Annotated in this window: 25 protein-coding genes; 8 read left to right on the top strand and 17 right to left on the bottom strand. The window is 40.6% G+C overall.

The window, feature by feature from the left end; all coding sequences use genetic code 11:
• Nucleotides 1-23: 23 nt before the first annotated feature.
• The gene (locus ACRYKC_RS14975; RefSeq protein ID WP_433807736.1) at nucleotides 24-905 is read right to left on the bottom strand and encodes a LysR substrate-binding domain-containing protein; all 882 of its coding nucleotides are present in this window, start codon (nucleotides 903-905) and stop codon (nucleotides 24-26) included.
• A 135-nt stretch (nucleotides 906-1,040) separates the two neighbouring features.
• On the opposite strand from ACRYKC_RS14975, the gene ACRYKC_RS14970 reads away from it, so the two are divergent.
• Nucleotides 1,041-2,042, top strand: a complete 1,002-nt coding sequence (locus tag ACRYKC_RS14970) for a YeiH family protein (RefSeq protein ID WP_433807734.1) — start codon at nucleotides 1,041-1,043, stop codon at nucleotides 2,040-2,042.
• 201 nt (nucleotides 2,043-2,243) lie between these two features.
• On the opposite strand, the gene thrC is transcribed toward ACRYKC_RS14970, so the two are convergent.
• Both thrC and ACRYKC_RS14960 read right to left on the bottom strand, forming a co-directional pair.
• The gene (gene thrC / locus ACRYKC_RS14965; RefSeq protein WP_433807963.1) at nucleotides 2,244-3,347 is read right to left on the bottom strand and encodes a threonine synthase; all 1,104 of its coding nucleotides are present in this window, start codon (nucleotides 3,345-3,347) and stop codon (nucleotides 2,244-2,246) included.
• A gap of 111 nt (nucleotides 3,348-3,458) precedes the next feature.
• A complete protein-coding gene (locus tag ACRYKC_RS14960) occupies nucleotides 3,459-3,611 on the bottom strand; it encodes a GNAT family protein (protein WP_433807732.1) in 153 nt (50 codons plus the stop codon).
• 199 nt (nucleotides 3,612-3,810) lie between these two features.
• Here ACRYKC_RS14960 and ACRYKC_RS14955 point away from each other — a divergent pair, with 199 nt between their 5' ends.
• Nucleotides 3,811-4,269: a GNAT family N-acetyltransferase gene (locus ACRYKC_RS14955; RefSeq protein ID WP_433807730.1), complete on the top strand. Its 459-nt coding sequence runs from the start codon at nucleotides 3,811-3,813 to the stop codon at nucleotides 4,267-4,269.
• A gap of 38 nt (nucleotides 4,270-4,307) precedes the next feature.
• Here ACRYKC_RS14955 and ACRYKC_RS14950 read toward each other — a convergent pair whose 3' ends face one another.
• The 7 genes from ACRYKC_RS14950 to ACRYKC_RS14920 all read right to left on the bottom strand — a co-directional run bounded on the left by ACRYKC_RS14950 (nucleotide 4,308) and on the right by ACRYKC_RS14920 (nucleotide 9,102).
• Complete coding sequence (locus tag ACRYKC_RS14950) at nucleotides 4,308-5,462, bottom strand: AI-2E family transporter (protein WP_433807728.1); 1,155 nt, start codon at nucleotides 5,460-5,462, stop codon at nucleotides 4,308-4,310.
• A gap of 251 nt (nucleotides 5,463-5,713) precedes the next feature.
• Nucleotides 5,714-5,854, bottom strand: a complete 141-nt coding sequence (locus ACRYKC_RS14945) for a hypothetical protein (RefSeq protein ID WP_433807726.1) — start codon at nucleotides 5,852-5,854, stop codon at nucleotides 5,714-5,716.
• Between the two features lie 14 nt (nucleotides 5,855-5,868).
• A complete protein-coding gene (locus ACRYKC_RS14940) occupies nucleotides 5,869-6,219 on the bottom strand; it encodes a GNAT family N-acetyltransferase (protein ID WP_433807724.1) in 351 nt (116 codons plus the stop codon).
• Between the two features lies 1 nt (nucleotide 6,220).
• Nucleotides 6,221-7,240 (bottom strand): thiazole biosynthesis adenylyltransferase ThiF, encoded by a 1,020-nt coding sequence (locus tag ACRYKC_RS14935; RefSeq protein ID WP_433807722.1) that lies wholly within the window; start codon nucleotides 7,238-7,240, stop codon nucleotides 6,221-6,223.
• Between the two features lie 18 nt (nucleotides 7,241-7,258).
• Nucleotides 7,259-8,059: an SDR family NAD(P)-dependent oxidoreductase gene (locus ACRYKC_RS14930; protein ID WP_433807720.1), complete on the bottom strand. Its 801-nt coding sequence runs from the start codon at nucleotides 8,057-8,059 to the stop codon at nucleotides 7,259-7,261.
• A 310-nt stretch (nucleotides 8,060-8,369) separates the two neighbouring features.
• Nucleotides 8,370-8,525: a hypothetical protein gene (locus ACRYKC_RS14925; RefSeq protein ID WP_433807718.1), complete on the bottom strand. Its 156-nt coding sequence runs from the start codon at nucleotides 8,523-8,525 to the stop codon at nucleotides 8,370-8,372.
• A 91-nt stretch (nucleotides 8,526-8,616) separates the two neighbouring features.
• Complete coding sequence (locus ACRYKC_RS14920; RefSeq protein ID WP_433807716.1) at nucleotides 8,617-9,102, bottom strand: GNAT family N-acetyltransferase; 486 nt, start codon at nucleotides 9,100-9,102, stop codon at nucleotides 8,617-8,619.
• Between the two features lie 126 nt (nucleotides 9,103-9,228).
• On the opposite strand from ACRYKC_RS14920, the gene ACRYKC_RS14915 reads away from it, so the two are divergent.
• On the top strand, nucleotides 9,229-9,801 hold the full coding sequence (locus tag ACRYKC_RS14915) for an NADPH-dependent FMN reductase (protein ID WP_433807714.1): 573 nt from the start codon (nucleotides 9,229-9,231) through the stop codon (nucleotides 9,799-9,801).
• A 175-nt stretch (nucleotides 9,802-9,976) separates the two neighbouring features.
• On the top strand, nucleotides 9,977-10,795 hold the full coding sequence (locus tag ACRYKC_RS14910) for an STAS domain-containing protein (RefSeq protein WP_433807712.1): 819 nt from the start codon (nucleotides 9,977-9,979) through the stop codon (nucleotides 10,793-10,795).
• A 42-nt stretch (nucleotides 10,796-10,837) separates the two neighbouring features.
• Here ACRYKC_RS14910 and ACRYKC_RS14905 read toward each other — a convergent pair whose 3' ends face one another.
• Entirely contained in the window at nucleotides 10,838-11,608 is a 771-nt protein-coding gene (locus ACRYKC_RS14905; RefSeq protein WP_433807710.1) for a 3D domain-containing protein, read from the bottom strand.
• A 263-nt stretch (nucleotides 11,609-11,871) separates the two neighbouring features.
• Here ACRYKC_RS14905 and ACRYKC_RS14900 point away from each other — a divergent pair, with 263 nt between their 5' ends.
• Complete coding sequence (locus ACRYKC_RS14900; RefSeq protein ID WP_433807708.1) at nucleotides 11,872-12,927, top strand: class I SAM-dependent methyltransferase; 1,056 nt, start codon at nucleotides 11,872-11,874, stop codon at nucleotides 12,925-12,927.
• A gap of 329 nt (nucleotides 12,928-13,256) precedes the next feature.
• Here the strand turns inward: ACRYKC_RS14900 and ACRYKC_RS14895 are convergent, their stop codons facing one another.
• Entirely contained in the window at nucleotides 13,257-14,024 is a 768-nt protein-coding gene (locus ACRYKC_RS14895) for a MerR family transcriptional regulator (RefSeq protein ID WP_433807706.1), read from the bottom strand.
• A 160-nt stretch (nucleotides 14,025-14,184) separates the two neighbouring features.
• Between ACRYKC_RS14895 and ACRYKC_RS14890 the strand changes: the two genes are divergently transcribed.
• Together ACRYKC_RS14890 and ACRYKC_RS14885 are read left to right on the top strand one after the other, a co-directional pair.
• The gene (locus tag ACRYKC_RS14890; protein WP_433807705.1) at nucleotides 14,185-15,213 is read left to right on the top strand and encodes an AimR family lysis-lysogeny pheromone receptor; all 1,029 of its coding nucleotides are present in this window, start codon (nucleotides 14,185-14,187) and stop codon (nucleotides 15,211-15,213) included.
• Between the two features lie 123 nt (nucleotides 15,214-15,336).
• The gene (locus ACRYKC_RS14885; RefSeq protein ID WP_433807703.1) at nucleotides 15,337-15,807 is read left to right on the top strand and encodes a DinB family protein; all 471 of its coding nucleotides are present in this window, start codon (nucleotides 15,337-15,339) and stop codon (nucleotides 15,805-15,807) included.
• A gap of 64 nt (nucleotides 15,808-15,871) precedes the next feature.
• Here ACRYKC_RS14885 and ACRYKC_RS14880 read toward each other — a convergent pair whose 3' ends face one another.
• Together ACRYKC_RS14880 and ACRYKC_RS14875 are read right to left on the bottom strand one after the other, a co-directional pair.
• The gene (locus ACRYKC_RS14880) at nucleotides 15,872-16,555 is read right to left on the bottom strand and encodes a Type 1 glutamine amidotransferase-like domain-containing protein (protein ID WP_433807701.1); all 684 of its coding nucleotides are present in this window, start codon (nucleotides 16,553-16,555) and stop codon (nucleotides 15,872-15,874) included.
• Between the two features lie 85 nt (nucleotides 16,556-16,640).
• Nucleotides 16,641-17,543 (bottom strand): formate/nitrite transporter family protein, encoded by a 903-nt coding sequence (locus ACRYKC_RS14875; protein WP_433807699.1) that lies wholly within the window; start codon nucleotides 17,541-17,543, stop codon nucleotides 16,641-16,643.
• A gap of 116 nt (nucleotides 17,544-17,659) precedes the next feature.
• Here ACRYKC_RS14875 and ACRYKC_RS14870 point away from each other — a divergent pair, with 116 nt between their 5' ends.
• Nucleotides 17,660-17,833 carry a hypothetical protein gene (locus tag ACRYKC_RS14870; RefSeq protein WP_433807698.1) on the top strand — a complete coding sequence of 58 codons (174 nt, stop codon included), beginning with the start codon at nucleotides 17,660-17,662 and terminating at the stop codon, nucleotides 17,831-17,833.
• Nucleotides 17,834-18,046: 213 nt separating this feature from the next.
• Here ACRYKC_RS14870 and ACRYKC_RS14865 read toward each other — a convergent pair whose 3' ends face one another.
• From ACRYKC_RS14865 to ACRYKC_RS14855, 3 genes are read right to left on the bottom strand one after another with little or no spacing between them, the layout of a single operon-like run.
• Complete coding sequence (locus tag ACRYKC_RS14865) at nucleotides 18,047-18,499, bottom strand: DUF4064 domain-containing protein (protein ID WP_433807696.1); 453 nt, start codon at nucleotides 18,497-18,499, stop codon at nucleotides 18,047-18,049.
• A gap of 18 nt (nucleotides 18,500-18,517) precedes the next feature.
• Nucleotides 18,518-19,480 (bottom strand): ABC transporter permease, encoded by a 963-nt coding sequence (locus ACRYKC_RS14860; protein ID WP_433807694.1) that lies wholly within the window; start codon nucleotides 19,478-19,480, stop codon nucleotides 18,518-18,520.
• A complete protein-coding gene (locus tag ACRYKC_RS14855) occupies nucleotides 19,473-20,393 on the bottom strand; it encodes an ABC transporter ATP-binding protein (RefSeq protein ID WP_433807692.1) in 921 nt (306 codons plus the stop codon). The genes ACRYKC_RS14860 and ACRYKC_RS14855 overlap by 8 nt, the downstream gene beginning before the upstream one ends.
• Nucleotides 20,394-20,401 lie beyond the last annotated feature (8 nt).

The raw sequence follows: 20,401 nt of genomic DNA, 5'->3' as shown, positions 1-20,401 counted from the left end.
AGCATGGTTAAAATTTTATTATTTTATGACAATTTCAATGCATATAAGTCTGCCATCTGATCAATAAAGACCTGTACATTTTTTGATTGTTCTTCCTTATTTTCAGTAGTAACGATAGAGAAGTAGCGTGTCATCGATTTTACATAAGGCAAGTCGAAAATAAGTTCTTCCGCTCCTGTATTTTCCACAACGGTTCTTGAAATGAAAGAAAGGCCCAACCCTTCTTTAACGGCTTGAACCACTCCGTGATTGCTTCCAATCGTAATGAGTTTTTTAGGTGAGATATTGTAAGAATCCATCATCAAATCAAGCATTGCCCTTGTGCCAGAACCGATTTCCCTTGAGATCCAAGTTTGATTTTGAATATGTTGAAACGATCGGGAAGTCTCATCCCTTAGGGGGTGGTCAGAAGGCACAATGACGATCATTTCATCCTCTGAAAAAGGAGTCGACGCCAGTCCCTGTTGTTTCACTTGCCCTTCAACCAATCCAACATCCAGTTCGTGAAGCTGAATTGCACGATTGATTCGTTCCGAATTAGCGATTCTTACATGAAGATCCACATCAGGATACAAGTCGTCAAACCGTTTTAAGATAGAGGGAAGAATATATTCTCCTACCGTATAGCTTGCACCAATATGGATATTTCCTCGCATCTGATTTTGAAATTCATACACCTCACTTTGAGCTTTATCAATCACTCCTATAATCTGCTTGGCTCTTTGGTATACAAGCTCACCGGTTTGAGTAATTTTGAATCGCTTCGGTGAGCGGTCGATCAATGTGGAATTGAAATAATTCTCAAGGCTTTTAATGTGAAAGCTGACTGTAGGCTGGGACAAGTTCAGCTTTTGAGAAGCTTTCGTAAAACTTTGCAAATCCACGGCTGTCACAAATGTTTTCATTGCTTCGAAATCCATATTCTCACCCTTATCATTAATAATATTAATCTTTACTATTATAAAGTTTTATTTTACTGATGTTAAATAAGGACGTATAGTGTAAGAGGTGTAAATAGGAAATAAGAAGGTGAATCAAAAGTGCTGACATCACGACTAACCACATATCGACCGCTTGTCTTAGGAATAGCATTTACAGCGCTCCTGGCTACCGCAGGATTCTTAATTGCCAGATTCCCTTATATAAATAAAATTGGACCATTGGCTGTAGCCATTCTTCTAGCTGTCTTATACCGCCACTTCTTTGGCTATCCCGAGGCTCTGCGCAATGGCATCCACTTTTCAGCGAAAAAGCTGCTTCGGTTAGCTATCATACTTTTTGGGTTAAAACTTAACATCGATGTTATCTTACAAGAGGGCATCCCCCTTTTGTTCAGAGACTTTCTAGTGATCTGCTTTTCTATTGGCTTAATGATTCTATTAGCTCGTATTTTTAAAGCTGATGACTCTTTATCCGTATTATTAGGAATCGGAACGGGGGTATGTGGAGCGTCAGCTATCGCTGCTGTCTCCCCTATACTTAAAGCCAAAGAGGAAGATACAGCTCTAAGTGCAGGGATAATATCGATCGTAGGAACCTTGTTTGCAGTAGGATACACGGTCATTCGTCCGCTCCTCCCCTTTGACGCCGAAGCCTATGGGATGTGGGTCGGACTCAGTCTTCATGAAGTCGCTCACGTGGCACTGGCCGGAGCACCTGCAGGAGAAGATGGATTAGGAATGGCATTACTCGGAAAATTAGGACGGGTTTTTCTATTAGTTCCATTAAGTTTACTTTTGATCTGGATCATGCAAAAAAAAGGAAAGCAGGAAGAAGGAAATCAAATCACGTTTCCATGGTTTTTAGTCGGTTTCATTCTCATGAGCGTGTTCGGAAGCTATGTAGAAGGACGCTTCTTCACAATATCTGAGGAAGTGATGAATGGAATCTCCACGTTGACCTCTTTCTTACTGACTATGGCTATGGTGGGGCTAGGACTTAGTGTGAGTCTTAAAGATGTAAGACAAAAAGCGCTGAAACCAATGCTGTTGCTGATCGTTACTTCTGTGCTTTTATCTGTGGTTACCTACTGGCTGGTTTAAAGTTGTTGGGGTTAGGGAGCTTTATTTGTTGATTAGGGCACTTTCCCTACACGTTAGGACACTTTATTTCGCATTTAGGGGACATTCGTTTCAAGTTAGGAAGCTTTGTTCTACCGTTAAGGCGCATACCTTTTTCGATTGGGCAACAGCAAAAAGAAGACCGACTCAGTTGAGCGGTCTTCTTTTTTATAAAAATAACTACTATTTCTTTAATCCAGAACCACATAACGACATTACCACTACTTCATCCGGGTTTAAAATACTATTCTTATATTCTTTAAAAGCAGCATAAGTAGCGGCGGTGGTCGGCTCGACAAAAAACCCCTTTAAAGCTAATTCTTTCTTCGCCGACTTAATATCTTTTTCAGGAGCCGTAATGATTGCTCCATTGGTTTCTTTTATAGCCTGGAGGACCTGGTCTCCTCTAACGGGATCGGCAATCGCAATTCCTTCTGCTTCTGTTCCTGTATTCTCAACGATTGAAGTATTTTTATTCTCCCTGAAAGCTTTTGCTATAGGCTGACACCCCTCTGATTGCACACCTACTATCTTAGGGAAGTGACGTATAACTCCAGCATTTTTCAAGTTTTTAAAACCAATATATGCGCCTAACAAAAGGGTTCCATTTCCTACTGGAACAATGACTTTATCCGGTACTTTGTAATTTAGCTGCTCCCATATTTCAAATGCAAATGTCTTGGTTCCTTCATAGAAAAAAGGGTTATAGACATGACTCGCATAGAATATTCCTTTCTCTTCCACATCCCGTTGGGCAGCTTCTGCGGTTTCTTCTCGCGTACCTGGGATTCTGTGGAGTTCCGCACCGTAAGCCTCAATCTGCGCTAATTTCTTAGGGACAGTGGAATCTGGAACATAAATGTGACACCTTATATTAGCTCTTGCACAATAAGCTGCTATTGATGTGCCCGCGTTACCACTACTATCAGCAATAACAGTAGTAACCCCAAGTTCTTTGGCTTTTGCGACTAAGACAGAGGCTCCACGATCCTTAAATGAACCTGTAGGCATTAAATAATCCATTTTTACTAGAATATTTTGTTCGTTTTTATCCAATGGAAGTAACGGAGTCATCCCTTCCCCAAGAGAAAAAGAGAGTAGGTCCTGACTTTTATCAAATGGTAAAGCCTCTTTATACCTCCACATCGTTGGTTGTCGCTGTTTAATTTCATCTACTGGGAACTTTACTTCATAGGGCTTTAAATCATAAATGCCTTTCTCCGGCTTCCATTGATAGTGATTTGGTATATATTCTTCTTTTTTAGAATCTAAGAAAATATGTGAAATGGTCTCCACCCCTTTTTAGGAAAGAATTTCTTTCACTCGCTTATTGAATTCAGTTTGGAATAACCGCATCAATACTAGATTGACGCCAATCGACTCATTTTTCTGAGGATGTTAGATGATGTAGGTTTTAGAGGTTGATGAGGTGATCATGGATTGCGCAAATTCTTCGTTCTCCTCCAGCGTATAAGAATCAAGGTGAGGGCTTGTGTACCTCATGACTTCAGGGTCATTTCTCCAACAATGGTAAACCTTTATGTCTGCCAACGTCATTCCCTCAAGCGAATCTTCTCAGACATTAACATACCTACTTCCCACCCTTTCTATCTTCCTAAAAAGTTTTCCATATATCTTACACGTGAAAGAATTGTATTAGCAACCGTCCACCCTCGTGTCGATTTTTGTTAGAATAAGTAGTAGATAAATAGTAGATACTAGAATCCTAATACAGAAAGGATATGATTTGGTGGACATTTGCTTCATCCAACATACCCACTCAGAGACGGCTAGTAGAATTTTCGACTTACAACTACGTTCGTACAAAATAGAAGCAGATTTAATTGATTTTGAAGGACTGCCTCCGTTGCAAGATTCCAAAGAAGCGATCATGAAGTCGAACGAAGTATTCATAGGATGCGTGTACGACCAACAGCTTCTTGGTGTACTTTCTTATGAAGAAACGAATTACAAAATTTATATTAATCGCCTTATGGTGGATCCAGACCATTTCCGAAAAGGAATTGGCCAGCGGATGTTGTCTTATTTGATCGACGCATACCCAGAAGATACTATCATCGTTCAAACCGGCGCTAAGAATAAGCCAGCTGTTGAACTTTATAAAAAGCACGGCTTTCAGCCAACTGATGAAGTTGAGGTAGCCCCAGGGGTGACTATAACGCAGATGGAATGCCTGCCAACAAGTTAATTCAAAGCAAAAGGAAGAGGTCCACACTCCTCTTCCTTTTATTTTTCAGGTAATTGATATTGGTTTTCTTCCTCAGCGAAACGATTGTATCTTCGCTGGAACCAACAAAACAGATGGGAGACGAATACTTTAATAATCGCATAACCTGGAATCGCAAGTATGATTCCAATGACGCCAAACAAATGCCCAGCTGTCAGCAAAACGAATATGATCGTAACGGGGTGAATGTGTAAGCTTTTCCCCATGATTTGAGGAGAGATGAATTTTCCTTCGAGTAGTTGAACAACGGTCCATACGAACGCTAGCTTTAGTACCATAAAAGGCGAAGTGACAATGGCGATGATCAAGGCTGGAGTAATCGCAATCATCGGCCCCAAGTATGGAACAACACTCGTGACACTTGCGATTGCCGCTAACAAGAGAGCGTAATCAAGTCCTATAATTAAAAATCCGATATACATCATTACCCCAATGCAAAAGCTGACGATAATCTGCCCCTGTATATACGCACTCAACTGATGATCGATGCCTTTAAATATACTGGTCACTTCCGTCCTTACTTTAGGCGGGAAGAAACTGATGATTTTTGCAGGCAGTTTGTGCCCGTCTTTAAGCAGGTAAAAAAGTATGAATGGAAGCGTGACAAGCGCGACAATCACATTGGTCACTGTTGTTATGAAAGTTGTTATACCTTCCACTGTTTGCGTTGCGTAGGTCCCCAGATCAGGTACCTGATTCAACAGTCCATCTACGTCTTGAAACAGGTTGCTGTAATAACTCCCTAAAAAGGAATCGCGTAACCATCGGTCCAAAGAATTAACCAAATCACGTAAATAACTCGGTAATTCTTCTGCAAGACTGACAAACTGCTTTTCTAAAAACGGGATAATCAGAACGATTAACAAAGTGATTAAACCTACTACCATGAGCAAGGTGATCAGGATCGCCCATATTCGCTTGACCTTCCAAGATTCCATTAAATTAATGATCGGTCTCAGCAAATAGTAGACAACTACGGATAAGATAATCGGAAGCGCAACAGTTTCAACGAAAATAACGAGTGGATGAAAGATAAAATCCACTTGAGTGTAAACAAGAATATTCAATCCTATAATCAACAGGATTCCTAATATGTATAGTAACTTTCTTCCTCCAAAAAAGCGGATAAGCGGTGCAGAGTCCCAGCGATTCATATGCATATCTCCTTCGTGCTAAACCAGTGCTGCTTTTTGTATAAGTTTACCATAATCTAAAAAAATAGCGCCTATTTTAATAGGCACTATGCTTAATATCTTCCTCTGCGTTTACGCATAAATTTCTTAACTAGTGGATATATGATCGGCCCGTATTTCATGACTCGTTTGATTAGTCGTGCCATTGTTGATCCTCCTCTATAGGGGTAGTTGTTAACTATACTTCCCGATTCGAGAGACTTACAAACGCTTTATAGGATGGACCTGACAAAACGAATCGAAAGATATGGATCATCAGCACCATTGCCATACCCAGAACGAAGACCTTGTTCTTTAAACCCCCGTGATTGATAAAAAGGGATCCTCTTATCATTTCCTTGTTGAACAGCCACCCATTGCTCTTTTGCTACAAATGAAGCTGCTGTTCGGTTAGAGTTTCCAGAAAAGAACTGCCGATTCCTTCATTTCGACGTGCGGGATCGATATATAAGACAAATACTTCTCCTTTTGTTACGTCGATCATTCCACCGCCACAGGCTCCACGCATCTCATCCCCATCAAGCGCAAAATAGTCTTCCCACTCTTTTGAAGTCTCTTTGACTTCTGTCAGTACACGGTGCTCGTTATAAAAGTTTTCAATTACCCGTATTATGTAGTCTGCAGAATGAGTTTCTTTATACGTAGTCCAATAGCCCTTAGTGCAAACGCTGATAATGCCTTGCCCGTGTTCCGGCCCTGCTTTTACACCTGTTACCATCCTATCCTCCAACGATTTTATGATAAAGGCTCTTAGCTTCCGAAACGTCTTTCGTTCCGTGGATGAGGACACGTCCATCGTTAAAAAACACCATCCGTTTAGATTCATCTTCGTATGACAGGAGGAAAGGGTTTTGTTTAACTTTGTGATGTGGGAGACGTGTTCTCAGTTCATCTAAATCACGCGTCCTTTTTCCTGAAGGGCGAATTTGAACCGTTTCCCGTCCACACAGGACAGCTGTTTTCGTTTGGTTTTCATGGGATAAAAAAGGATATGTCGGCTTTGTCCCACAGGATGAACATTCTGGATTTTTCGCGTTGGAAACTGTTATGCCTGAATATTGATGATTCCATAGATCAAACGTAATCAACTTGCCATGAAGAGATTCGAAATCACCAACTAATATTTTTAAAGCTTCTGCCACTTGATGAGCGGTCACCATCTGAACTGCAGGACTGATAACGCCGACCGTATCACAGGTGGCCCCTCCCAGCGGAATAGTTTCCATTAAACAATTCAAGCAAGGCGTATCAGTGGGTACAACCGTGTAACTCATGCCATGACTACCAACGCAAGCCCCATAGATCCACGGGATCCTATACTTTTGCGACATATCGTTGATGAGCATTCGCGTCTCGAAATTATCGGTAGCGTCCAATATCAAGTCGACGTCCTTAATTATGATTTCCAGCTCTTCTGCTTGAACGTCCTCCACTTTCGCAACAATAGAAACATCAGAATTTATTTCTGCTAAGCGTTTTTTGGCTGCTACCGCTTTTGGTAATTTTTCCAGGGCATCACTCTCAGAGAAAAGCTGCTGTCGTTGCAGGTTGCTCCCTTCAACGTAGTCACGGTCAACAATGGTCAGGCGCCCTACCCCAGCGCGGACAAGCTGCTCGGAGCTGCTTGTACCGAGCGCCCCTGCCCCAATGATCAAGACATGCTTTTCTGATAGCCGCTGCTGTCCTCTTTCACCGATTGGTTGAAACAGTTGTTGTCTTGAGTATCGATCTGAAAGCATGCTTTTTCACCCCTTTCTTTACCTCAACACGCTTCCACCAGATATTTTCAAAGATTCACCGACAATGTTTTCTGAAGCATCAGACAAAAGATACACAATCGAGCGTGCTACTTCCTCCGGTGTACTCAACTTTCCTGATGGAATCCCTTTTTCTGCGATTTTCCGCTGTTCTTCATAGGTGCGCCCTTCCCTTTCGCCTTTGTTCTTAATGGCTTGCTGCCCCATGGATGTATCTACATATCCGGGACAGACGGCATTGACGCGGATATTATGCTCAATAGCTTCTAACGCAAACGACTGAGTGAATCCTGTTACTGCAAATTTGGAAGCACTATAAGCGATATTACTATGGGTTCCGCGCAACCCCGACAGGGAAGAGAGATTCACGATGGATCCTTTTTTCTGCTTTTTCATATGTTGATAAACTTCTTGTGTCAACATTACTGTGGAAAAGTAGTTGAGTTCCATAACGGTACGAAGATCATCTTCTGACATTTGATCAAGTGGCCGACCACCGATAATACCTGCTGAATTCACAAGTCCTGTGATCTTGCCCATTTTATCAACAGCATCAGCTACCAAACGACCGCGGTCTTCAGGATCATTTAAATCAGCTGGGCATACTTCAATATGCGCTTCTTTATTAATCGTAGCACATTCATTTTTCAAATCTGATAATTTTTCTTCATTACGTCCAGTGATTACTACATTACCGCCAGCTCTTACGACTTCTTTAGCTGCTTCGTAGCCAATTCCTCCTGTAGCTCCAGTAATCAGAACGTACTGATCCTTTAATGCTTCTTTCGAAAAAACAGTCATTATGATTCGCCTCCTTAGCGTTTCATGTATCCTTTTCTTCGTAGAATCAAACCTCTTGTATGGTTATTTGAGAATCGTCGGGCGTTATTTAAGAATGAGGGATTTTTTTACAATATATGAGGATTATTAAATATAAGGAATCGTTATTTTAGGATCATGGGATTCACTAAAATTAACCATTAAAAAATCAGCGCTTAAGTGACAGTGTCTGCCCTTAAAACGCTGATCCACGGAACTCCTTTTTTAAGATATTCCGCCATGTTGATTCTTTTTTTGTTTCTTCTCATAGCTACCTTCACCACTTATTAAGTTATTTCCGCTTGTTGTTCTGCTTACGGAAAGAAAAAAGAACCTTTCCTGACCGCGTGCGCTTCATATCTTTTGTTTTTGCCTGCGCTTTACCTTCAGGGCTGTTCTTGAAGTCTTCGTCAAACAGCTCACGGGCTTTTGAAAATAGCAGAGTCATCGTGGTGGACCTCCTTTTCTTTATAGGGTTATAATACGATTCCCCTTGATATTATTAGTAAAACGTAGAAATTGCAAGAGAAATTTATCTTTTATATGTTTTTTTCTAAAGATTGCTCTAAAATCACCTGCCATCCCTTTTCACCTAGCTTGCGTTCCCCTTTATCGACAAATCCACACTTCTTATATACACTTTGTGCGGAGTGATTTTTGATATTGACACTCAGCACTACATGGGTCATTTCGGGGAAATATTTTCGGACGTATTCCGGGAGCTTTTTCAAGGAATTCGTTGCATATCCTTTCCCTTGTTCAGCTTCATCAATCATATAAGCAATTAATAATAATGCATTTTTATGGTGAGTATATTCCTGAACCCTTGGACCATCCTGCAGCACAAACATTCCAACAGGCTTCCCATCAGCAAGAATCGTAACAGGATTTCTTGTCGGATCTCCTTCTGCTAACTGGACAGACTCAGCAGGCATGGCAGTAAAATATAGCTGGTCATCTGGTAAATAAAAATGTTTAATGGTTTCTTTATGACTTTGTTCATAAGGTTTCAACTGTACTGACATTCCCCGACTCCACCTCTTCGCCTTTTTTCCACATTATAGCAAACATGAGCAAATCATTCGTAACCGTTTCCACACCTTTTTATAATGAATGATAAAGCTTACCCTAACTAAGGAGGACGCAAACGAATGTTGAAAGTAGCTGCTTTAGTCGGAAGTATTCGTCAAGATTCCTACAATATGAAAATAACGACATTCATCCGAGATCGTTATAAAGATCACTTGGATATCAAGATTGTTCCAATTCGTGATTTAGCCCATTACGATCAAGACATTGAAAATGAACCCCCAGCTTCCGTTCAAAATTTCAAAGCCCAGTTATCAGATATTGACGCTTTTCTTGTGGTCACACCAGAATTTAATCACTCGATTCCAGGTGTCCTGAAAAACGCGCTTGATTGGCTGTCGAGAGGAAATAAGGAAATGGAAGGAAAACCAACGTTTCTAGCAGGTGCTACAATGGGAGTCCTCGGTACAGTAAGAGCCCAAATGCACCTTCGCCAAATTTTAAACGCTCCAGGAATGGGAGCAAGTGTATTGCCAGGAAATGAAATTCTCATCGGGAACGTTCATCATAAAGTTGACGAATCTGGTCAACTGACCGACCAAGGCACCATCCAGTTTATTGACGGTGTTGTTGATCACTTTATCCAGTTTGCCCACTCCCAACGTAAAACAAGAGAAGTCACCTCTAACCCCTAGGAAAATCTTAGGGGTTTTTTTCTGTTTTAACAAGATTACACGGTGGAATAATATATATAGATAATTTTCAATTGTAAAACGGTCGTTTTTAAATTATATTCTATTTTGATACAAGTATATTTCCAATCCAATCAGGGTAAAGAAACGAGACAGCTCTTACATAGGAGGAAACTCAATGGAAAATCTGAACCACAAAATGGCGAACTACTTTCAAGACAACCAGACACTTCTGGTCGATGAACTATTACCTGGCACACTAAACGAATTAGAGTTGGACTACACAGAAAAAGACTTGAACCAGCATTATGAGATGTTGCGTTCTCTATTGGATCGCGTGGCTAAAAGTCTGCTTCGTACAGATGAAGAAACGGATGCTGCTGAACCGGGGTATGATTCTGAGAACTATTTTTACGCGCAGGGATTATTATTAAAGCAAACGGTCGATGTCTTATGTGTTTTCCGACTGTCTCTCCTCAAACACCTGAGCAACTCTAATTTAATTCACCAAGCTCGCGTCGAAGAAGGGTTAGAAGTAGCAGAGCAGATAATTTTCGCTTTTGACGCAGCCATTAGAGCCACAACGGAAAACTATAACTTACTAAAAGAAAAAGAACATGAAGAATTTGAACGAAGCTTGAACCACATTTCTACACCAGTTGTTCTTATCGATGATTCACAGGCAGTCGTGCCCCTAGTTGGTGAGTTTTCTTCAGAACGCTTTGAAGTAGTTATGGAAAATACATTGCAAAAAATAAAAGAATACGGCTTGAGGGTCTTGTACCTCGACTTTTCTGGTATTGCAACGTTTAACCATGTGTTCATCAATGATATTTATAACCTCACACAAACTATTGAGCTGCTCGGAACAAGAACGATCCTAACAGGGATTAAAACAGAGATGGCTGCTGCTGCGGTCAAGGCTAATATGAGCTTTGAAAACCTGGAAACATTCGGAGAATTACGTCATGCTTTAGACTCAATCAATAAAAAATAAAAAAAGGCGATACCCTTAGGATATCGCCTTTCTCATTAATTCTTATTCATATACAGTTACTTCTACCTGTTTACGACCGAAGTCAAGAGCATCGGATTGGTTAGGAATAAATACATCAATGCGATTACCGTCAATTGCACCGCCGATGTCCCCTGCGATTGCTTTTCCGTACCCTTCAACGTATACTTCAGAGCCTAGTGGAACTACGTCAGGATCAACCGCAATCACTTTGCGATCAGGGTTTGCTTTTAGGTCGATACCTGTATACGTAGTGCCTGAGCATCCTTCGCAATTTGCTGTATAAGCTGTTGCTTCAGCTGTAAATGTTTTTGCAACATTATCATCAGAAGATTGATCTTCGGAAGATGTTTGCTCTGGAGCTTCTTGCTCTTCATTTTCGCTGGAAGAATTCGACGTTCTCTCTCCTGCTACTGCTTGTCCTTCAACAGATAGTTTATCTCCAGGATGGATCAAGGCAGAGTCTAATCCGTTCCAAGCTTGCAGCTCGTCTACGCTTACTTCATAGTCTTGACCAATGCTCCAAAGAGTGTCACCGGATTTTACCGTGTGCGTGTCGCCACTTGCTTGACCTTCTGATTTCTCTTCATTGATATTCAATGTTTGATCAGGGAAAATCAAGTTAGATGAAAGATTATTTTCTTGTTTTATTTGTTCAACGGATACTCCCTTGTCCTGAGCAATGCTCCATAGAGTATCACCTTTATTTACTACTACTTCTTCTGCACTAGCTGTTACTGTTGTTGCTGCCATAATCGTTGAGACTGCCGCCAATGAAAAAACTGTTTTTTTCATGATTTAATGCCTCCTTGATATACAGTGGTGCTCACAAGATGTTTTTTGTTGATGAGCTCTGTCTTAAAACTACATTTTCCACCTTAACATTTATAGCGAGTAAGCCAATAACAAGACAACAACAATAACATTTCATTCATTACATCCTTTTTACACTATTGTAATATCATGGTCTTGTTGGTAAAAAGATCCCCACCAAAATTTGTAAGATATTTGAAGATGGATTATAATTGTAATATTCAGATAATTAAGGTGGGATCGTTATGTTAGAAGAGCAAACGATTAGGCAGCCTGAAATAAAACCCTATACGGACGAAGACATTGGCCAAAGCTTCATGAAAAACCAATATCGGGTGGATTTACGCACAGTTTCCGAGAAGGATTATAATCGGTTCATCACGACCGATACTGTTCGTGACTGGTCGCAGCTTTCATGGAAAGATGTGGGTAAACCTTATGAAGTGAAAGCCAACTCTAAGGAACGTCTTGAGTGGGAAAAGCAAAACAGTAGAGATATGGACCCTCACACATCCTGGACTTATTTCAACAGAGCTTTTCATGAATGGTTTGTAAAGGATGTACCTAAAGAAATGAAAGAATCCAAGTCCCAATTTATAAAAAGTTTAGGGACATTCAATCCCTCGGAAATAAGACAAGCCCTGGGAACTGTAGTCCAGCTGCAGTTGTGGAATTACGCTCATCGAATACAAGACGGTATTTGGGATCCCCGAGGCAAGAGAGCATTGTTCGAAGGCCTTCATTTAAGGAAACCTCGAGTTCTATTTCTTGGGGCGGCTGAAGGATATGAAGCGATGCAGCTAGGGGCGATGTACCCTGGAGCTGAGATCATTATGGTTGATTATGATGAATATTGCAAAACGACAAGGTTTGCTGACTTTCCTGACAGTTACCCGTTTTTAGGAGAGAACCCGAGAACGGGGACGCGTACCGTTGTTTATAAAGATGATTTAAATGTTGAGTATGTGGTAGATGATATTCGCAACCTGGATTATGGTAAAGAATTTGATGTTGTGTTGTCGGTTGGTTTACTCGAACATTTTCCTGATGAATATAAACATGAAGTAGCTGATTGGCACCGTCGTTTCTTGAAGCCTGGTGGATATGCAGTTTTGACGACTCCTAGGAACCAAGTACGCTCCCGAATTTACTATAAAGTCATGGCGGACGTAATGAACCATACGTATCGGGAGCTGATGACGGTTGAACAGATGGGGTTGTATATGTACGAGAACGGCTTTGACATTCTCAGTCATGGCTACATCAAGGTTCACAATGGTCTCATTTGTCAGCCGAGATAATTAGTCATAGTAATACCTCTCTCATTCTTCAATTAAATGGCGGGAATTTGGAGACTAGATTTCGAGACTTTTGTGTGGAAGAAGGGGGTGATGGGAGGTTCTTGAAATCCCTCTATTTAGAAATTGCCTACTATATTGTAACGAATCAACAATGTTTCATTCCAGAAGAGACCGATTCGAGCTACTTAATAACGTATGGGAGATGGGAAAACGACTCGCTTTCCCATCTCCCATATCTTCATACAAAAGCCTCGATACTGAGCCTTCAGGATAATAAGAGTTTATTGCAATACTGTTATCACGAAAAAAGGACACTTTAAGCGCCTTTTTTACTGCTGTTCCAAACGATCGCAGTATGCCTGCATAGCTTTGTGCAGAAATGCCGCATATCCTTCCTTCAACTTATCGAGATTCTTCGTAAACCGAGGATCATTCACATACATATCCGCCAGACCACGGAAAATCTCCGGTGTACAATGGTAGAAATTATTCGTGATATGCTGACGTTTCTCCCCAATTAATCGCTGTACCTCTTGATCTTGCGGCCCTTGAACCATTCGTGCAATAATTTGTCTGTCAATCTCATAACCTTCTTCCTGAATCCTCTTCCAATCTTCTTCGGTATAAGAAGCTGTTTTCTTTTTAGATTCTTTATAGGCGTCTGAATCTCCCCAGCGCTCTTCCACTTCTTTTTCATATTTTTTCTGATGAGCTTCAATTTCACTTTTATCAAAAGGTTCAAATCGATCCTTATTAGACATTTTTCTCCCTCCTTCCAGCGATTGAAGTGTTTGTTCAACAGAGTCAATTATCCGCTCCAATCGGTTTCTTTTTTCCATTAATATTTTCCTCTGAATACTGAGCGCTTGCTCTTGGTCAAATTCAGGATCATCTAGAATCTGTCTAATTTTATCCAGGGAAAAATCCATCTCTCGAAAAAAAAGAATTTGCTGTAAACGTGCTAGCTCTTTTTCCCCGTATAAACGATATCCGTTTTCTCCTGTCCGAACAGGATTCAGTAGACCAATATGATCGTAATGGTGCAGTGTGCGCACACTGACACCAGTAAGACCTGCAACCTCCCTTACTTTATACATGGTGATCACCTCACTTATTAAACTAAGGTATAACGTAACGTTAGAGTCAATTAATTTTTGGTAAAATACTTCCTTCGAAATCTAGTATGATCCAAAAAACTTTGTTTCTCTCCAAAAAAATACTATAATAGAACTAGTTAAAGGGTTGGGGGTATCATTTATGGGAAGCCATCATATCATCGAGCCAAACGATATTCATCGTCTACACTTGAATCTTGTTTCTCCTATTTATGATTTTTATCACCATCGCTTAAAGTCCGATAACTCAGTTAAGTCCAGGGAAGAAACAAAACGTTATATACTATCAGCTCATTTTACTGCTTTCGAAGACCAAATAGCAGCTGCTGAATTTCTCTACATGAACGATTACTTCGAAAGTTTAGTCGACCTTCTTGATTCTAATTCTTATCACCAAGAAATAACTGACCTTTACCACATCATTCTTAAACGTAAAAAGACTCCTTTAAAGGAGCACGATTTAGGAGAATTAAAAACCCTTAGTTTTGACCATCCATCGCTCCACTGCCTTCACCTCTTTTTGCTTGCATACGCTCATTACGATATTAAGAACTATGCTGGTATGGACAATTATACTGAGGACATCCAAGAAGCCATGCTCTCATTGAGAGAGCCTTTGTTCCATTACTATATGAAATTACGTTTTGACGAGATGACGTTTCATCATTACTGGAAAAACAACCAAGTCATTCTTGCAAAAAAATTTGCTTACAAATATATCAACGCAGGACTAGCCCCACGAAAACAGCTAACCATGCATCACAATCTAGCACTTTGCCATGTGTTCGACGATTATGATTCGTCCATGTATTATGCAAAAGCCACTTTAGATATTGCGAAAAAGCATAATTTTGAAGAATCCATCCGTATGATAAACAATCAGACAATCCCTTTTATTGCATCTTTCCACCGCAGAACTGAAAACATAACAACTGACGATCCAGTTGAAAAAGCTCATTTAGCTATTGCAAATGGAAACACGGAGGAAGCCATTCGTAGTCTGAATTCGTTAAAGGTTCTCACACCTTTTCAGGAAAGTTACTTAGGCTTAGCTAAAAGAGATTTGGGTCCTTTAAAACATGCGAAAGACAGATTTATCAACGATCATAGAGACCTATTTTTTGCTCAGCTACCTGAGTTCTACATGAAAAGGTTAATGAATGCTCTATAAGCAGCTGCTACCATTTGGATCCAGCTGTTTTTTTCTCGTTCACTTTTTTGCTTTACACAAGGATTTTAAGGATCTTCCGGAGAAATAGTGTAGCCATACACTTTTTAAAATGAGGGATACCCAATGAATATGTATTGCCAAAGTGCTTTCCATCAATTAGAAGTCGTCATTGCATCTATATCTGAAATCGTCGGCCAGCTTGAGGAAGAAGATCTTCATTTTCGTCCAACGAAAGGAAAATATTCAGTCGGCGAGCTGCTTGAGCATATCGCTATCATTCCTGCTGCAGATGGCCGTGTACTAGAAGAAGCATCCGAAGTACAAATGAAAAACTTTTACCAATCATTTCACCCAAGAACGAAAGACGAAATATTAAATAGAATGTTTGATCATTTTTCTCTGTTAAGAACCCAATATGAAAATTATTCAGAAGACCACCTTTTTACTGAAACAACATCCTGGTGGGGAGTCACCTATACAAGGTTTGAATGGCTGCTTCAAATCGTTGCTCACATGTACCACCACCGAGGACAATTGCACGCCATGCTTGTCCATACGTATAACAAAGATCCAGAAATACTATTGTTTGAATAATCTCCCATTTACTAACCCCTCAGGTCATCCATATATTGGATGACCTGAGGGGTTAAAATTCCTATTACCTCTTTAACTCTTTCTCTTCCACTTTTCCGTTTGTGACTTGGACATAATAAGCCTTTGCATTTGGGCGAGAACGGACAACTTTCTTCAGTTCTCCATCAACAAAATGGACAGCTGCACCGTCATCTAACGCATAGCCTGGTATCATTGTTCCTGCTTCAATATTCTTTAGATAGGTCGGCCGTCTTTTTTCCTCCCCATCGTAATGAGGACAGCAGCTGCCTTTTAGGATTCCTAAACAAGGAAGAGGCTCGAGCTCATCTCCGTAAGAATCCGTCAGGCCTTCCTCGAACCAGCAGATGGCTCCAGCACTGATTCCTGCTAGCACGACACCTTTTTCCAAAGCTTCCTGTAGGATTTCTACGAGCCCCCACTCCTTCCAGAGCACCAGCATGTTCTTCGTTGATCCACCACCCACATAAAGAATATCTTGATCAAGAACGAAATTTCTCAGCTCTCTTGTCGATGGTTTAAACAAGCTGAGATGACTCGGCTTGCAAGGCTTTTGCTTAAAAAAGTCATAAAAGCGCTCGATATAACTGTCTGTATCACCACTTGCCGTAGGAACAAAACAGATCTTTGGATTTTCTTTATCCACTTGATTCAGTATGTAATCATCTAATGCTGGGTTGTCAGGTTCCATAGAAAATCCACCGCCACCCATAGCTATAATTTGTTTCATATTCTCTCTCCTTTTTAACACACCTCAGGTCTTCCATAATATGGATGACCTGAGGTGTGAAGGTGTGTAATAATGAATGGTGCTTTTATTTTTTTGAGCCCTTCCCTAAGGACGTTTGAATATCTTCTTTATAGGCATAAGAGAACAATAGGGAGACTAATATACCTCCGCCGATTAAGTTCCCGATACTAGCCGGAAGAAGATTGAAGAAGATATATTCATACCACGTATATTTATCAGAAGCGAGGTAGCCCATACTAAAATACCCCATGTTGGCGGCACTGTGCTGGAAATTTCCTGCCACAAACAAGATAACAGGCAGCATGGTACCTAAAAATTTCCCCGTAATATCACGGGCTGCTGTGGTTAGAAAAGCCGCCATTCCAATCAGCCAGTTCGCTAATATCCCTGATACTAATATTTCGAACCATCCTTTGACTCCATAGTCCAGAAATTTCATTTTATGGTCTAAGAACATGGAAAGTTCGTTGTAAAAAGTCCCTGGTAACGATCCTGACAGCTGAATCAGCACACCAACCATAAACGCCCCCAGGATGTTTCCAACATAAGAAGAAGCCCAGAATTTATAGATATTCGCCTTCATTAATCCTGCCTTATTAAATAAATACGAAGGCAGCAACACATTGATTTCTGTGAATAGAACCGATCCAGAGATGAACACCATCGCATAACCTGCAGCGAAACCCAGCCCGGAAAGCAAATGATAGATCCCTTTCGTTTCTACGCCTGATGCTAGTAATATCGAAAAGATGGCTCCAAATGTCATAAATGATCCTGCGGTAAGCGCTAATAAGAACTGAGCTCGAAATGGTTTAGCTAAGTGATCGCGTCCTTTTTCACCGAATTCATCTACGATTTGGGAAGGGATATAAAATTGTCGACCAGGACGATCAATTTTATTATTCTTCATATTCGTTTGTTTATTTTCATTCTCTTCAGTTTGTTTATATTCTTCATTTTCCTTCATTGTCATCCCTCCAATGCAACTCTTATTCCCACATTTGTCAGGAAATAATCTATAGGGCGAATAACTCAAGCCGATTAGAGCAGAGTATAAATAAAATGTTCCAAAGGAGAATCAGTATGCCTAGAGACCAAATATGTTTGGCCTGTGGTGGTGAAGGATTGCTTATGGATGACGAAGAATGGAAATATACTTGTAAAATCTGCGGCGGAAGTGGGTATAGAAATCAAGATAGTCCTGTATATAACAGGGAAGTTGCGGATGTTGATGAAATGAACCGGATATTGGACTAATGACGATGAAGTTAATGAACCTTTACCAAGCGCTGATTGCTTAACAGCGCTTATTTTTTTACATTCAAGGTACCTTATTTTTTATGGTCCAACTGCTTTATTTCAGGATTACATCGAGTCCCCCCTCTTTAATAATGATAGGAGCGCATCAGGCAGGATTCCATAAACGAAAAAAACATAAGCCTCTGCAGGCTTATGTCTTCATCCGTTTACTCAATAACTTTCCACTGTATTCGTTTCTTCTACGGGCTTTTTCTTTTTACGTACAAGAGCGATAATTCCAGCAATCAAGTACGCTACTCCTGCAAATAACCCGAGGCCAACTGTTCCAAAAGTCATCACAATAGCTGTGATGATTAAAATGATACCTGCTGCTTTAGGTTTCTTATTTCCTTTAAGAAAAATAATTGAAAGAACACCAAGCGCAATAGCAAGGACGGCGGCCACAAGAATCACGGTTGTGAATGTCCCTAGAAAATCAATCATCTGGTCCATATTAATGTTACCCAATTCATCTGCATTCGGAGCGGTGTTAATGCCTCTTTCAATTTCAGCTCTGAATTCCGGATTGTCTTTCACACTGAGTAAAATGCCAGCGAGAACGACGGGAATAGCGTACAAAAGTATGCCAATGACTGTAAAAATAATTTCTGCTGTACGTTTCATTTGGATTCCTCCTTTAAATTAAGCACTAGCCACGTCCCTTTTTGAAAAGAAAGTCCAGGATAAGGCTAGGAATATTATATAATACACGGTCAAGACAGTAATCGAAAACCCTAACGTAAGGTCTGAAATCAACGGGGTCCCTTCGATAAACTGATTCAAGTCCGTGTTGGCAAACAGTATATACTTCGCCCACTCCTTACCCTGAAGGAATAAGACGATGGAATTCCCCGCCATCATTAGGAAAATCGCTACACCGATAGCTAGGGAGCTGTTCCGGAATACGGCTGAAATCATGAAAGCAAAGGTGGCCATCATCAGCAGGTTCACGGAACTCAGTAAATATTGGACAACGGTGTGTCCGAAGATTTGCGCTTCCTCGATATTGCCATCTTTCCTAAACAAGTAAGTTTGATTAAAACTGTCAATTCCAAATAGAACGGCCCCCACGATAAAGGATAATACATATAAGAAGATCAGCATAGTCAATGCAAAGACTAGCACAGATACATATTTCGAGAACAAGATTTTGGTACGGGAGATCGGGCGTATCAACAAGAGCTTAATCGTTCCCCATTTAAATTCATTCGCAATAGCACCTGCTGCTACAATGATCGTAAACAAACTGATAATGGAGACATTCGTACGGTTATCCCTTAAAAAACCCCATACATCGTATTCTGTTGGTTTAATGTTATTCTCTATACGGTATTCATTCATTTCAATATCCATCATGGAAGGGTACTGAATTTGCTCACCTGATTGTCCAAACTTAGGATCTTGTAGTTGTTCATTCTGTTCTTGGAGCTCCTGTTTCCAGTCCTCTCCTGTAGGCACATCTCCTCCAAGAAACGAAGCATCGACTTTCATAAATATTCCAAACCCAATAATCAGTACCCCTAGAATGATGACCATAATCCATGTGGCTATTTGTGAGTAAAGTTTCATTTGTTCATTTTTGACTAATTGAAAGAAGTTACTCAATCGATCCCTCTCCAATCACATCTAAAAATTTATCCTCCAGCGTTGAGCGTTTGACGTTGACGCTGTATACATCAACCTCATTCTTTACAAGCCTTTGTATGAGCTGAGGGATTTGATCGCGTTTAATTGTAAAATTAAGTAAATCTTGATCAACATCTACAGATCCCTCAAGGAAGTCAGTAAGCACACCCATAGCTTTATCAAGTGGAGCGGCTTCAAGGGTGACTTCTTTCTTCTCTGACTGCTTTAGTGCTTCTTTTACTGGCTGGATAGAAATTAGCTCTCCATTTTTTATGATTCCGATGCGATCACACATCATTTCCATCTCGGATAAAATATGGCTGGAAACAATGACAGCGACCCTCTCTTCTGCAGCTAATCGCCTTATATACGAACGGATTTCTCTGATTCCTGAAGGATCCAAACCATTAGTAGGCTCATCCAAGATCAAGATTGATGGATTGTGCAATAATGCCTGAGCAATACCAAGGCGCTGCCTCATCCCTAATGAATATTTACCGACCTTATCTTTCATCCGTTTTTCTAACCCAACCAGCTGAACAACTTCTTTAATGCGTTCATCCGTGATCCCAGGAATCATTCTCGCGTAATGGCGCAAGTTTTTCCACCCGCTCATGAAAGGATACATTTCCGGATTTTCTACAATTCCCCCGACATGTCTGATCGCTTGCTTGTATTCCTTTTTGACACTATGTCCCTTTATGATGACGTCACCTTCTGTCATATCCATCAAACCGACCATCATTCGGATCGTTGTCGTCTTCCCAGCTCCGTTCGGCCCCAGAAACCCGAAGACTTCCCCACTGTATATTTCAAAGTTCAAACCTTTGATAATCGGTTTACTACCAATTGTTTTTTTCAAATTTTTTAACTGCATTACGGATTCATTCAAAAAGTCTC

The sequence above is a fragment of the Halobacillus sp. A1-3 genome (genome assembly GCF_050971765.1).
Lineage (GTDB): Bacteria > Bacillota > Bacilli > Bacillales > Halobacillaceae > Halobacillus > Halobacillus mangrovi_B.
Note: the sequence above shows the minus strand (reverse complement) of the source record. Positions and strands in the feature narration are given on the sequence as shown.

Bases quoted from the DNA above. Each gene is read 5' to 3' on its own strand.
- ACRYKC_RS14895 (WP_433807706.1), bottom strand. From the start codon at position 14,024: ATGTATAAAGTAAGGGAGGTTGCAGGTCTTACTGGTGTCAGTGTGCGC.
- ACRYKC_RS14975 (WP_433807736.1), bottom strand. From the start codon at position 905: ATGAAAACATTTGTGACAGCCGTGGATTTGCAAAGTTTTACGAAAGCT.
- ACRYKC_RS14910 (WP_433807712.1), top strand. From the start codon at position 9,977: ATGGAAAATCTGAACCACAAAATGGCGAACTACTTTCAAGACAACCAG.
- ACRYKC_RS14935 (WP_433807722.1), bottom strand. From the start codon at position 7,240: ATGCTTTCAGATCGATACTCAAGACAACAACTGTTTCAACCAATCGGT.
- ACRYKC_RS14900 (WP_433807708.1), top strand. From the start codon at position 11,872: ATGTTAGAAGAGCAAACGATTAGGCAGCCTGAAATAAAACCCTATACG.
- ACRYKC_RS14880 (WP_433807701.1), bottom strand. From the start codon at position 16,555: ATGAAACAAATTATAGCTATGGGTGGCGGTGGATTTTCTATGGAACCT.
- ACRYKC_RS14905 (WP_433807710.1), bottom strand. From the start codon at position 11,608: ATGAAAAAAACAGTTTTTTCATTGGCGGCAGTCTCAACGATTATGGCA.
- ACRYKC_RS14940 (WP_433807724.1), bottom strand. From the start codon at position 6,219: ATGGTAACAGGTGTAAAAGCAGGGCCGGAACACGGGCAAGGCATTATC.
- ACRYKC_RS14870 (WP_433807698.1), top strand. From the start codon at position 17,660: ATGCCTAGAGACCAAATATGTTTGGCCTGTGGTGGTGAAGGATTGCTT.
- ACRYKC_RS14865 (WP_433807696.1), bottom strand. From the start codon at position 18,499: ATGAAACGTACAGCAGAAATTATTTTTACAGTCATTGGCATACTTTTG.
- ACRYKC_RS14950 (WP_433807728.1), bottom strand. From the start codon at position 5,462: ATGAATCGCTGGGACTCTGCACCGCTTATCCGCTTTTTTGGAGGAAGA.
- ACRYKC_RS14915 (WP_433807714.1), top strand. From the start codon at position 9,229: ATGTTGAAAGTAGCTGCTTTAGTCGGAAGTATTCGTCAAGATTCCTAC.
- ACRYKC_RS14890 (WP_433807705.1), top strand. From the start codon at position 14,185: ATGGGAAGCCATCATATCATCGAGCCAAACGATATTCATCGTCTACAC.
- ACRYKC_RS14875 (WP_433807699.1), bottom strand. From the start codon at position 17,543: ATGAAGGAAAATGAAGAATATAAACAAACTGAAGAGAATGAAAATAAA.
- ACRYKC_RS14885 (WP_433807703.1), top strand. From the start codon at position 15,337: ATGAATATGTATTGCCAAAGTGCTTTCCATCAATTAGAAGTCGTCATT.
- ACRYKC_RS14925 (WP_433807718.1), bottom strand. From the start codon at position 8,525: ATGACTCTGCTATTTTCAAAAGCCCGTGAGCTGTTTGACGAAGACTTC.
- ACRYKC_RS14930 (WP_433807720.1), bottom strand. From the start codon at position 8,059: ATGACTGTTTTTTCGAAAGAAGCATTAAAGGATCAGTACGTTCTGATT.
- ACRYKC_RS14920 (WP_433807716.1), bottom strand. From the start codon at position 9,102: ATGTCAGTACAGTTGAAACCTTATGAACAAAGTCATAAAGAAACCATT.